The organism is Hoylesella marshii DSM 16973 = JCM 13450 (assembly GCF_000146675.1).
Taxonomy (GTDB): domain Bacteria; phylum Bacteroidota; class Bacteroidia; order Bacteroidales; family Bacteroidaceae; genus Prevotella; species Prevotella marshii.
Genome location: NZ_GL397214.1, coordinates 2,500,891 through 2,514,000, shown reverse-complemented (window position 1 = coordinate 2,514,000; position 13,110 = coordinate 2,500,891). Strand labels below are relative to the sequence as shown.

Sequence of the window (13,110 nt, the reverse complement as noted above, 5' to 3'; positions counted from 1 at the left end):
ACAAACACTAAAATTTTTATTTTGTTATTTGCAGAAGCTCCGCAAGCACTAAAATTTTTATTTTGTTATTTGCAGAAGCTCTGCAAGCACTAAAATTTTTATTTTGGCCTTTGCGGAAGCTCCGCAAACATTAAGACTTTTATTTTGGCTCGTCGGAGCTTTCAGCCCCTTGCCGGCGGCGTTCCCCGAGTGTTTTTCATAGTGTTTTTCATAGTCCTCTTTTAATAAAAAAGAGACTATTTGCACTTCTTAGTGGAACTTATGCACACCGACAGTCCTCCAATAATGTACGCATTTATACCAGAATGTGGTTTTTTCTTCGTAATTTTACACGCAGAATAATTTTCCTATTGGCAATCGTCCCTCAAAAACAGACGAAATAAAAACGAAATAAATGAACTTTAAATGGAATTACACACCACCCTCAACAGAGCAACAGCAGGCGGCTAAAGAATTGGGTGAGAAACTCGGCATGAGCCCTGTGCTGGCCTCGTTACTCATTGATAGAGGTATTACCACGGAGTCTGCCGCGAAGAGATACTTCCGACCACAACTCGCAGACCTCATCAACCCGTTTCTGATGAAAGACATGGACGTGGCTGTAGACCGTTTGAACGATGCCATGGGACGCAAGGAACGCATCATGGTCTACGGCGATTACGATGTAGACGGCTGCACCTCCGTGGCACTGGTCTACAAATTTCTGCGCCAATTCTACTCCAATATAGAATATTACATCCCCGATCGCTACGAAGAAGGCTATGGCGTGAGCATCAAAGGCATTGATTATGCCAAGGAGAAAGAGGTGAAACTCATCATCATCCTCGACTGCGGTATCAAGGCGATAGACGAGATTGCCTATGCCAAGGAACAAGGCATCGACTTCATTATCTGCGACCACCACGTGCCCGACGAACAGTTACCACCTGCCGCAGCCATTCTCAATCCGAAGCGAAAAGACGATACCTACCCCTTCAAATACCTCAGCGGCTGTGGTGTGGGGTTCAAATTCATGCAGGCATTCGTCAAGAATAACGGCATACCTTTCAGCCGATTGATTCCACTGCTCGACTTCTGTGCCGTAAGTATCGCAGCAGACATCGTTCCCGTCGTAGACGAAAACCGTATACTCGCCTATCACGGGCTGAAACAACTCAACCAAAATCCCAGTGTGGGACTGAAAGCTATTATAGAAATCTGCAACCTCAACGGACGCAATCTTTCCATGAGCGACATCGTGTTTAAAATCGGTCCGCGTATCAATGCATCAGGGCGCATGGAAAATGGTAAAGAAAGTGTAGACCTCTTGGTAGAGAAAGACTACACGCAGGCACTACAAGCGGCACGTCATATCGACGAATACAACGAACAACGTAAAGACATTGACAAACAGATGACCGAAGAGGCCAACCTCATTGTAGAAAAGCTCGAGAACCAAAAACACCGCTCAAGCATTGTGCTCTACGATGAAAATTGGAAGAAAGGCGTGATAGGTATCGTAGCATCACGGCTGACCGAGATTTATTACCGGCCAACAATCGTCATCACCCGCGACGAGAACATGGCTACTGCCTCCGCACGTAGCATTGCGGGCTTCGACATATACTCGGCCATCAAGAGTTGCCGTGACCTCTTACAGAACTTCGGAGGCCATACCTATGCCGCAGGCATGACCATGAAGTGGAGCGATGTCAAGGAGTTTGCGCGCCGTTTCCAAACCTATGTTGACGAACACATCCGCCCTGAGCAGAAAGAAGCGACCCTCCATATCGATGCCCTACTCGACTTCAAAGACATCACCAAGCGACTGCACCACGACCTGAAGCGTTTCGCCCCTTTCGGCCCGGGCAATCCCAAGCCACTCTTCTGCACCAACAACGTTTATGATTTCGGTACAAGCAAGGTCGTAGGACGCGAACAAGAACATATCAAACTCGAACTCGTTGATGCCAAGTCTAATAATGTGATGAACGGCATTGCCTTTGGCCAGAGCCGCTCCGCCCGATACATTAAGTCGAAACGCAGCTTCGACATCGCCTATACCATAGAGGAAAACGCTTTCAAACGGGGTGGCCTACAATTGCAGATTGAGGACATCAGACCGCGAGAAAACGAAGATGACGACAACCCATGCCGCACATGACCACCCCTGACCGCTACCTGCAACTGCTCCATGAATACTGGGGATACGACAACTTCCGCGGTATTCAGCGCAACATCATCGACAGCATTGGCAACCGACAAGATACCCTTGGCCTCATGCCTACCGGTGGTGGCAAGTCACTCACGTTTCAAGTGCCGGCCTTAGCGCAAGAGGGTGTCTGCCTTGTCATCACTCCGCTCATCGCCCTGATGAAAGATCAAGTAGACCACTTGCGGCGAATCGGTATACAAGCCTCGGCCATTTACACCGGCATGTCGCACAGCGAAATCGTCACCACGCTCGACAACGCCGTCTATGGTGGTATCAAACTGCTCTACGTTTCCCCCGAACGGCTCAGTTCAGACCTGTTCAAAATCAAGCTCAGTCACATGAAAGTGAGCTTTATCACCGTAGACGAAGCCCACTGTATCAGCCAATGGGGGTATGATTTCCGCCCCTCTTACCTCCATATTGCAGCCATCCGCAAACTCCTACCCCACGCTCCCGTGCTGGCACTCACCGCCACAGCCACGCCACAAGTGGTAGACGATATCCAGCACCAGCTCGCCTTTGCTCGCCCCAATGTCTTCCACATGAGCTTCGAACGTAAGAACCTCGCCTACATCGTGCGTAAGACTCCCGACAAGACCGGCCAGCTCGTCCATATTCTCCAATCCGTAAAAGGCTCAGCCATTGTCTATGTGCGTAGCCGGAAACGTACCAAAGAGATTGCCAAACTCCTCAATGACCAATACCACATCACAGCCACCTTCTATCATGCCGGCCTCGACACTGCCGTAAAAGACCAGCGACAGACAGACTGGCAGACCGACAAAGTGCGCGTCATCGTGGCCACCAACGCCTTCGGCATGGGCATTGACAAGCCCGATGTCCGCCTTGTCATACATATCGACACCCCCGACTCACTCGAAGCCTACTTCCAAGAGGCCGGACGTGCAGGGCGCGACGGTGCAAAATCCTATGCCGTCTTGCTCTACGATGCCCGCGACAAAGTGAAACTCCAACGACGCATTGACGACAATTTCCCTCCAAAAACATTCATCGCCCAAGTCTACGAGCACCTTGCCTACTACTATCAAGTCGGTTTAGGAAGCGGCAATGGATACCTTTTTGAGTTCGACATCGACAAATTCTGCATCACCTTCCGCCACTTCCCCGTCCGTGTAGATGCAGCCCTCAAACTCCTTGAGAAAGCCGGATACATACGATACGAAACCGACCCCGATAACCGAGCACGCCTCCGATTCCTACTCGAACGCCACGAACTCTACCGGCTCGACAATCTCTCACCCCTCGAAGAACGAGCTATTACCGCACTGCTGCGATGCTACGGAAGCCTGTTCGTCGACTATGAGTTCATCAACGAAAACCTCGTCGCACAAGAAGCTGCCATCGAAAAGCCACAACTCTATCTCATACTCCAAAGCCTTACCCGACGCCACATCCTCCACTTCATACCCCAACGACACATTCCACTCGTCGGCTACATACAACCCAGAGAAGCCATCGAACGCCTTGTCATCCCATCCGCTGTCTACGAAGAGCGCAAGGCCATCTACACCCAACGCATCAACGCCATGATAGACTACACCGCCGATGACCGCACATGCCGCAGTACCCAGCTCCTCCGATATTTCGGCGAAATACGCAACACCGACTGCCAACAATGCGACGTCTGCCTCTCCCAACGGGAAGCACCCAACGCCCACGCCCGTCACACACAAGCCACACAACGCATTCTCCAATGGCTAGCTGACGGCCAACCACACTCCATCGCCGAACTCTCCACCCTACATCTACCCACCCACATACTCAACGATGCTCTGCACCACTTGCTTGCCGAGCAAAAAATCACAACCGACGGCCGCTCCCTTTCCTGCTGACTACACCTCTTTCCCTTCATCCCTCCTCATCCGACATGTCGCAGAAACACGACAAGCCCGTCCCCTCTCCCACTCATTTCCACAGAAAATGCCACCCCGTTTGTCACGCCTCCCCTGTTTTTCCTTTGGCACCTCTCATAACAGAATCGGATGAAAAACCGATTCGTTGAAGAAAAATAGTTTTCATTCGTAACTTTTTACCCCATTTTTATAATAATCTCTCGGTTTTTGATGCCCAAAAGTTCGAGATTGTAACTTTTAAAGGCCGTAAATTTACGATTCATCAGTCGGCATTTGTACCCCATACAGATGCCGTTTATACCCTATACAGATGGCATTTGTACATAGAGAGGTCGGCAACCCTTCTTCATGAAAATCACATCCTTTAATGATTGAAAGTTCATCCTGTTACATAAAAAATGAGTTCGGCACAATACCGAACCCAATACCTTAGGGAGTAAATCATGTGTTTAACATTCCACAAACGGGAATACTCCTCATACGCCCTCACCTTGTTGGGATACCAGGACTCGAACCTGGAATGACAGGACCAGAATCTGTAGTGTTACCATTACACCATATCCCATTCATCTGTTGCAAACAGCACGCCTGCCGTATTGTATTGCAAAGGTACATACTTTTTCTCAACCTACAAATTTCTCGGCATCTTTTTTCATAAAAATAGCAAATATGACTTGCCGGCAGTATGTTTTCAAATAAAAGAACGTACCTTTGCAAGATAAATAACTGTACATTTTTTAAATGGAGACAACCGAACGGCTGGTAGAAAGCATTACCAAAGGAATACAAGAAAAGAAAGGACGTGGCATCGTTATTGCAGACCTCAAAGAAATAGACGGTGCCATCTGTCGCTATTTCGTTGTCTGCCAAGGCAACTCTCCACAGCAAGTGGAAGCCATAGCAGAGGCAATAGGAGACAGTGCACGCACAGAGTTGCAGGAGAAGCCTGTGAATGTGGTAGGCATGGAACAAGCCTCGTGGGTGGCGATGGACTATGTAGACGTGATGGTGCATATATTCCTGCCCGAGGCAAGGACTTTCTACGACATTGAGAACCTATGGGAGGATGCCCGCCTGACCCACGTGGCAGACCTCGATTAACGACTTACAACAGATACAAGAACCCGAAATGGACAACAAATCAACCAACAACAATATGCCGAACATGCCAAAATTCAATATGAATTGGATTTACGGCATGATCATCGTAGCCTTGGGCGTGCTCTTCTTCACCGGTGGTGGAGGCATCGGCAAGAATGCCAACATGGAAGCATCCTATGCCGATTTCAAAACCTATATCTACAAGGGCTATGCCTCAGAAGTGGTGATTAACAAAGACGAAAGCACACTGAAGATGTTTGTCAATGCAAAAAACATACGCGACGTATTCCACGCCACGGCAAAAGAAGTGGGCAACCAACCCTACATCACTGTGCAGTTCGGCTCGGTAGATCAAGTGGAAAACCTGCTTTCTGCGGCACAGAAAGCAAGGAAATTCAACGGAAAACTGAGATACGAAAACCAGAAAGGCAATGAATTCGTCAACCTCCTGCTCGGTATCTCTCCCTATATCATACTCATTCTTATCTACATTTTCCTCATGCGACGTATGAGCGGAGGTCCCGGTGGTGGCGGAGGCGTGTTCAACGTAGGCAAATCTCGGGCTAAGATGTATGAGAAGAGCGACGAACTCGGCGTTACTTTCAAAGACGTGGCAGGCCAAGCCGGTGCCAAGCAAGAAGTGGAAGAAATCGTAGAGTTTCTGAAAAATCCCAAGAAATATACTGACTTGGGAGGTAAGATACCCAAGGGTGCTTTGCTGGTCGGTCCGCCGGGAACGGGTAAAACCTTACTGGCCAAAGCCGTGGCAGGCGAGGCCAACGTGCCCTTCTTTTCGATGAGCGGTTCCGACTTTGTAGAGATGTTTGTGGGCGTAGGTGCCAGCAGAGTGAGAGACACTTTCCAGAAAGCCAAAGAAAAAGCGCCGAGCATTATCTTCATAGACGAGATAGATGCCGTGGGCAGGGCAAGAAGCAAGAATCCTGCCATGGGCACTAACGACGAACGAGAGAACACTCTGAACGCCTTGCTGACCGAGATGGACGGCTTCGGAACCAACAGCGGAGTCATTATCCTTGCCGCTACCAACCGCGTGGATATGCTCGATCAAGCATTGCTCCGCGCAGGAAGATTCGACCGGCAGATACATGTAGACCTGCCCGACCTGACAGAACGCAAGGAAATATTCATGGTGCATCTCAAGCCCGTCAAAGTGGACAAATCGCTGGATATAGACTTGCTGGCGCGCCAAACCCCGGGCTTCTCGGGTGCCGATATCGCCAACGTGTGTAACGAAGCGGCGCTCATTGCCGCACGACACAACAAGAAGACCGTCAACAAACAGGATTTTCTCGATGCCGTAGACCGCATCATAGGAGGTCTGGAGAAGAAGACAAAGGTGATGACAGAGAAAGAAAAGCGCACCATAGCCCTGCATGAGGCAGGCCACGCCACGATTTCATGGTTCTGCGAGCATGCCAATCCACTCATCAAAGTGTCGATTGTGCCGCGGGGACGTGCGCTGGGAGCAGCATGGTATCTGCCCGAAGAACGACAGATAACCACCAAGGAAGAAATGCTCGACGAGATGTGTGCCCTCATGGGTGGACGGGCTGCCGAAGAACTCTTCACCGGACATATCTCTACCGGCGCGATGAACGACCTCGAACGAGCTACGAAGAGCGCCTACGGCATGATAGCCTACGCCGGCATGAGTGACCGTCTGCCCAACATCTGCTACTACAACAACCAAGAATACCAGCTGCAGCGACCCTACTCGGAAACCACCGCCAAGGCCATCGATGAGGAAGTGCTGAAGATGGTCAACGAGCAATACGACCGCGCCAAACGCCTGCTGATGGAACACAAAGAAGGACACAACGCCTTGGCAGACCTGCTTATTACACGCGAAGTCATATTTGCGGAAGACGTGGAAAAGATATTCGGCAAACGACCGTGGGTGAGCCGGTCGCAAGAAATTATCGGAGCCGAGACCACAGCCCGCGATACCGAAGTTTCTCAAACCCCGCAACAGCCCCATACAGCTACGGAACCCGAGCACGCAGAACAGCCGCAAGAAAACTAAAACAACACGAGCAAGATGACAGACAAGATAAAAAACATGCTGGTACGCACCGTAACGGGCGTGCTGTTCGTAGCCGCCCTCGTGACCAGCTTTCTGCGCTTCGAGGCCATGGTATTCCTCTTTGCAATCATCACCGGACTCACACTGTGGGAATACGCCACCATCGTCAACACGATGAAAGCCGTACGCATCAACCGCTTCATCTCCACCGCAGCAGGCGTCTATTTCTTCTTAGCCGTGGCCGGCTATTGCAGCGGCATCACGCCCTCGGCCGTATTCATCCCCTATCTGCTCACGGTCGTCTACCTCTTCGTGAGCGAACTATACACACGCCACGAACATGCCATCAATGATTGGGCTTACACCATGCTCTCGCAGATGTATATCGCCCTACCCTTCGCCATGCTCAACGTGCTGGCCTTCCAATCGTCCGACGACGGCATCCGCTACTGCCGCATCCTCCCCTTAAGCATATTTATCTTCCTTTGGACAAGCGACACCGGCGCATATTGCGTAGGGTCGCTGCTCGGACGTCACAAACTCTTTCCGCGCATCTCGCCCGCCAAAAGCTGGGAAGGCTCCCTCGGAGGTGCCATCCTCGTGCTCATCGCAGCCTCGCTCATCTCGCAACTGATAGACGATGCCTCCATACTCACCCTCTACGAATGGCTCGGCCTCGGACTCGTCGTCACCATCTTCGGCACATGGGGCGACCTCGTGGAATCGCTATTCAAACGCACCGTAGGCATCAAAGACAGCGGAAACATCCTGCCCGGACACGGCGGTATGCTCGACCGCTTCGATTCCGCGCTCATGGCCATACCTGCCGCCGTGGTCTACCTCTATACACTCACCCTGATATAAGTCAACGGGAGATATACCCACCTTCCATATCCCCCGTTTCTACTTTCCCCTCTCGCCTACCACCCTCCTTTTTCCCCGCACCCACTTTCCCTGCGGCAAAAGCAGGCGGTAGGCCATCCGAACCATCATCCCCTGCCGTTCAACTCCTTTCGCGCATGACAGCAGATGGGGAAAAGCGCTGTCAGCCATCGTCATCCATCGCAGACCATAGAAAAAACACACCATTACTCATCATCTTCTACAGACACCGATAAGTAACCTCTCTTTTTAATATCGGAAACCATGGCCGATGATAGTTAAATTAATTATTCAGTATCGAAAACCATGGCCGACGACGGTTAAATGCCTAAAATAGTATCGTCGGCCATGGCCGACGGTGGTTAAATGTTTAAAATAGTATCGTCGGCCACGGCCGACGCAAATAAAACTTAATAAGAACTATCATCGGCTGCGGCCGACGATGGTTAAATGCCTAAAATAGTATCGTCGGCCGCGGCCGACGGTGGTTAAATGTTTAAAATAGTATCGTCGGCCACGGCCGACGTAAATAAAACTTAATAAAAACAGCGTCGGCCACGGCCGCTGCAAATAAAATTTAATAAAAACATCGTCGGCCACGGCCGACGCAAATAAAACTTAATAAGAACTATCGTCGGCCACGGCCGACGATAGTAAATTGATTATTATGTATCGGAATCTACGGCCTCCGACGGTTAAATCAATCATTTAGTATCGGAAACCATGGCCGACGATAGTTAATTAGATAATTTAGTATCAGAAACTACGGGCGCCGACGGTTAAATGTTTAAAATACCATCGGCGCCCATGGACGCTGTAAAGATATGTTAATGTGACGTATCGGCGTACATGGGCGCCGGTACTAAAAATCAGTAGGAAATAATCGTGCCGATGGGCGAATAGAGAATCATCACTCGCGAACAATGATTTCTCATGGCGAATGGAGGTAAAAGGCGGGAGAAACGGGTGGCGGGTACCCGTGAGGATGGGTGAACGTGAAAACGAGTATCATGCGTGTGGCACGATACTCGTCGGGGGGGTGCTGTAGCGTTGGAATTTGCTTGATAGCGGTGTTCTGTACCTAAAGACCTGCTTAATATAGGAATTTTACGCCGACGTAGTAGCAACGGGGCATTCCCGGGCCATAGATGTAGTTGGCATCGCGGTTCCATCCTCGGTCGAAATCCTTCTGATAGGCATTGGCGAGATTCTGAATGCCGCCGTTGAGCTGCATGGTCAGGAGTGCCGTGAGGGGGACGTCGTAACTGACCTTGAGATTCAATACGAGGAAGTCGGGTGTTTTCACGGCAACGGGAGCAGACACGCCCGAGCCTGCGGCATGCCCCACGAGCATTCGGCCGGTGTAATTGCCCGAGAAGGATGCCGAAAGATGTTTTACGGGCGCATAGGACGCCGTGAAATAGCCGTAGACGTTGGGCGTTCGCAGCATCCGTTTTTCGGGAGCTGCATCCTCGTTCCATTCCACCGCGCAGTCGTATTCGCTGCGCTGAAATGTCATCCCTCCCTGAATCTGAAACGCGGAGGCGAAAGCCACTTTGCCCTCGATGTTGAGTCCATAGACGCTGGCGGCATCGGCATTGTAACGCTCTTGTATGGCGTTGCCCTCGGGATCTTTCACATTGAGCTGCCGCAGTCCGAAGACATGATTCAAACGGGTGTAGAACGTCTCGACCAAAAGGTTGGCCTGCACCGTTCCGAAACGATGGTAGAAATCGCCCGAGAGGCTCAGGCTGTGGGAGCGCTCGGGCTTCAGACCGGCAGCACGACGGGTAACGACGCGCTCGCCTCCGACAAGGCCGGTATGCAGGTCTTCATCGAAAGCCTGCGGTGCGCGGAATCCGTCGGCATAACTCAGTCGGAGGTTCACGTTGTCGTTGGGATTGAAGCGCACGTTGGCACGCGGACTGAAGATGGTATTGCGGATGAGGTTGTGCTTATCGATTCTCCCGCCCACGAGTAGCGACCACGTGTGATTCTTCCATTCGTTCTGCACGTATCCGCTGCTGATACGCACGTGCTGGTTTAACAGATGGTGATAACCGATGATTTCGTCGCGCAAGGCATCGCTGTTGTATTCTGCTCCGAGCGTCAGGGCTGCGGGCATGAAGAGCAGACGGTCGACGTTCAGCACATATTGCGTACCGGCAATGTAGGTGAAATCGCGCGTCCGCCCATAGGCTTTCAGCGCATTCTCGAAGTCGGCGGGTGTCGCTCCCTCGCCGGTTCCCCCGTAATAGCTTTTGCGCGTGGTATGCTGAAATGAGAAATAACTCTTCCACACGTGGTGTCCGTTGGGCGAGAAGAAGTCGTAGGTTAAGTTACCGCCGTTGATGTCGTGCTCTAATTGTTCGGCGATGTTTGCCTCATGGGGTGTCAGGTGGAGCTTGTTTCCGCCGCGGCGAAACTCGTTCAGACTATGATACTGTAGGGTGAGTTTCGAGTAGGGAGTAAAGCGGTAAAACGAGCTTAGACCGATGGTGCTATTCTTCAGGTTGGGAAGTTCGGTATAGCCGTCGCCGTCGTGGTCGAAGCCCGGGCGATAATGGTGCTGCCCATACAGGTACATGCCGCCTTTGCCGTCGTCGGTGACGAGCGAAAGGTTGGCCGTCGTGTTGTTGTCGAATGCTCCCTTACCTTCAATTGATGTCAGCGTATGCGAAAGCTCGGCCGTGTTGCGTGTCGGTTCGCGCGTGATGAGATTGATGGTGCCGCCGATGGCCGATGCGCCATACAGCGACGAACCGCCTCCACGCACCACCTCCACGCGTTCAATCATATTCGTGGGAATCTGCTCAAGTCCGTAGACGCCGTTGAGCGACGAAAACACGGGGCGCGAGTCTATGAGTATCTGCGAATAATGTCCGTCGAGGCCGTTGATGCGCACTTGTGAGAAACCGCAGTTCTGGCAGTTGTCTTCTGTCCGCACACCGGGCTGGAAATTCAGCGTTTGATACATGTTCATCGACTGGGTGATAGTAAACAAGCGCTTATCCAAAACGCTCACCAAGGCCGGAGCTTCGCGACGTAGCGTGAGACTACGATTGGCCGACACGACCACCTCGTCGAGCGCGATGGCATCTTCCGTGAGTACAATGTCCTGCTGTACGGTGGCGTTCCCTACGGTTGATACCTGCTGCGTGGCTGTCCGATAGCCCACGAGTTTCACTTCTATGACGAGATTCCCCACGGGCAGGTCGCGCAGCGCATAATGCCCCGTGATATCGGTATTCGTCACGATGTTCGTACCCTTGACAGCCACATCGGCATAGGGCAGCACGCGTCCGTCTCGTTCGCTCGTTACCTGTCCTTCAACGCAGGCTCCCGTCTTTGAAATAGCAGCCGTATGGTCTGCCCACACACACGCCGGCAGACACCATGCGCCCATCCATACACATAAAAAAGTAAGTTTATTCATTTGGAAAGTATTTTTATATTTGTGATTTTTCATCGGCACAAAAGTATCAATAAAAGCCACAGCCTCCAATACCTAAAACGCGGTATTCTGCACAAAAAAGGCTTGCCCAACGCAAGCCTTCCCTTTCTCTTTCCCGACGATGCGGGATTATTTTTTCGCCATCTCGTGAGATATTCTGTGCATCGTATAGATTTGCAGAATGGCACCCACGAGCAGCGGAACAACCCAGTTGTTATGGATATAACGCACGTAAACAGTCAGCAAATCTATACTCGAAGTAAACAACGGATAAACCCATTGATACACATTTTCAAGCATCAGCAGGGCAGACAACACGAAGCAAACGTTTCCAAACATCATGATTCCTGTCAGTCGAAGCAGCGTAGGGTCGCTGCCTCTGTAACGCTGCCATGTTTCCATGCCCGTAAACGTCGCTGTTCCCACGGCAAAACAGACTGCTGTCACCTTCGGTATCAGCCCGAAGACAACGCATCCCACACCCGTTACCATCAGCACTGCACCGATGATAAACGCTATACTTTGCATTCTATTCAGCGGTTTCATCTTCTTGTGGTTTCTTTTCATCATCGCTGAGCACGAAGATTTCTTCGTCGTCAGCCTTCATCATATACTGTCCGCGGGCGATACGCTCCACGGCTCTTGGGTCGTCCGAGAGGGCTTTCAACTGCTGCGAGTCTGTCTCATATTTCGTCTCGTAGTATTGAATTTGCGACTTCAAGTTGCGGATATGCAACATATATTCGATGCGCTTCACGAAACTGTTTTCGTCAAGCACGCCCACTATCAGTACGCCAAGCACCACGACGAGCAGATATTTATAGCGGCCAAGAAAGCTCCAAACGGTTACGATACGTCCCATTATCTGTCTTTTATCGGCGCAAAGGTACGCATTTCTACTGAAAAGGGGAAGATTTCCGTTCACAATATTTGGCTGTTCCAAAAGTTTGTTATACCTTTACCGCCATGATTCAACCGTGTGTAACATATCCTATATATAAACAAGGTGTAAACCTTATGCAGAGAAATCTCAATTTCTTTGCATCTTTTCATATCAATTATTTGGTCATTCCAAATAATTTGCTAACACACACATTCGCACCGCCAGTCGGATAACACTTTAAACGCTTTTTTATACGCGCGCGCGAAGCGTGTCGCATCCCCTATCAACAAAGGGCTCCAAGGAGTTCCCTTTGTTCACTTTTTCGCCCCCGTCAGCTGCGTTGTGCGCTTAGCCGTGAGCGACGATATCGCAGAACAATTTCCCGTTAATTCACGGCATAGCATCAATGAAGGCGATGCCAAGCCCGGCGACTTCGATGCCGACGAATGGGAAGACGACGAGCAGACCACCGGAACGGGATACAACCTGTGGGCAGAGTAAGTCGCGCACTCCACGTAACCGGATTTAACCTCTGCTGACACCGCTCGGCACTCAGCAAGCCGGATTTAGCCTCTGCCAGCACCGCTCGGCACTCTGCAAGCCGGATTTAGCCTCTGCCGACACCGCTCGGCACTCTGCAAGCCGGATTTAGACTCTGCCGGCACCGCTCGGCACTCC

Annotated in this window: 9 protein-coding genes and 1 tRNA gene; 6 read left to right on the top strand and 4 right to left on the bottom strand. The window is 51.0% G+C overall.

Annotated features, from left to right (window positions below; all coding sequences use genetic code 11):
- Positions 1-394: 394 nt before the first annotated feature.
- Both recJ and HMPREF0658_RS10365 read left to right on the top strand, forming a co-directional pair.
- Positions 395-2,143, top strand: a complete 1,749-nt coding sequence (gene recJ / locus HMPREF0658_RS10370; RefSeq protein ID WP_006950710.1) for a single-stranded-DNA-specific exonuclease RecJ — start codon at positions 395-397, stop codon at positions 2,141-2,143.
- The gene (locus HMPREF0658_RS10365; RefSeq protein ID WP_006950709.1) at positions 2,140-4,047 is read left to right on the top strand and encodes a RecQ family ATP-dependent DNA helicase; all 1,908 of its coding nucleotides are present in this window, start codon (positions 2,140-2,142) and stop codon (positions 4,045-4,047) included. The genes recJ and HMPREF0658_RS10365 overlap by 4 nt, the downstream gene beginning before the upstream one ends.
- A gap of 515 nt (positions 4,048-4,562) precedes the next feature.
- On the opposite strand, the gene HMPREF0658_RS10360 is transcribed toward HMPREF0658_RS10365, so the two are convergent.
- Positions 4,563-4,633 (bottom strand) — tRNA-Gln (locus HMPREF0658_RS10360).
- A gap of 176 nt (positions 4,634-4,809) precedes the next feature.
- Between HMPREF0658_RS10360 and rsfS the strand changes: the two genes are divergently transcribed.
- The 3 genes from rsfS to HMPREF0658_RS10345 are packed head-to-tail and all read left to right on the top strand — an operon-like array spanning position 4,810 to position 8,077.
- Entirely contained in the window at positions 4,810-5,169 is a 360-nt protein-coding gene (gene rsfS / locus HMPREF0658_RS10355) for a ribosome silencing factor (RefSeq protein ID WP_006950708.1), read from the top strand.
- 28 nt (positions 5,170-5,197) lie between these two features.
- Positions 5,198-7,213: an ATP-dependent zinc metalloprotease FtsH gene (gene ftsH, locus HMPREF0658_RS10350; RefSeq protein WP_006950707.1), complete on the top strand. Its 2,016-nt coding sequence runs from the start codon at positions 5,198-5,200 to the stop codon at positions 7,211-7,213.
- A gap of 15 nt (positions 7,214-7,228) precedes the next feature.
- Positions 7,229-8,077, top strand: a complete 849-nt coding sequence (locus HMPREF0658_RS10345) for a phosphatidate cytidylyltransferase (protein WP_006950706.1) — start codon at positions 7,229-7,231, stop codon at positions 8,075-8,077.
- Positions 8,078-9,188: 1,111 nt separating this feature from the next.
- Here HMPREF0658_RS10345 and HMPREF0658_RS10340 read toward each other — a convergent pair.
- The 3 genes from HMPREF0658_RS10340 to HMPREF0658_RS10330 all read right to left on the bottom strand — a co-directional run bounded on the left by HMPREF0658_RS10340 (position 9,189) and on the right by HMPREF0658_RS10330 (position 12,411).
- The gene (locus HMPREF0658_RS10340) at positions 9,189-11,531 is read right to left on the bottom strand and encodes a TonB-dependent receptor (protein WP_040557880.1); all 2,343 of its coding nucleotides are present in this window, start codon (positions 11,529-11,531) and stop codon (positions 9,189-9,191) included.
- Between the two features lie 147 nt (positions 11,532-11,678).
- Positions 11,679-12,095, bottom strand: coding sequence for a hypothetical protein (locus HMPREF0658_RS10335; protein ID WP_006950702.1), 417 nt, complete (start codon positions 12,093-12,095; stop codon positions 11,679-11,681).
- A complete protein-coding gene (locus HMPREF0658_RS10330; protein ID WP_036884104.1) occupies positions 12,079-12,411 on the bottom strand; it encodes an FtsB family cell division protein in 333 nt (110 codons plus the stop codon). The genes HMPREF0658_RS10335 and HMPREF0658_RS10330 overlap by 17 nt, the downstream gene beginning before the upstream one ends.
- A 375-nt stretch (positions 12,412-12,786) precedes the next feature.
- On the opposite strand from HMPREF0658_RS10330, the gene HMPREF0658_RS11220 reads away from it, so the two are divergent.
- Positions 12,787-12,933, top strand: coding sequence for a transcriptional regulator (locus tag HMPREF0658_RS11220; RefSeq protein ID WP_238305708.1), 147 nt, complete (start codon positions 12,787-12,789; stop codon positions 12,931-12,933).
- Positions 12,934-13,110 lie beyond the last annotated feature (177 nt).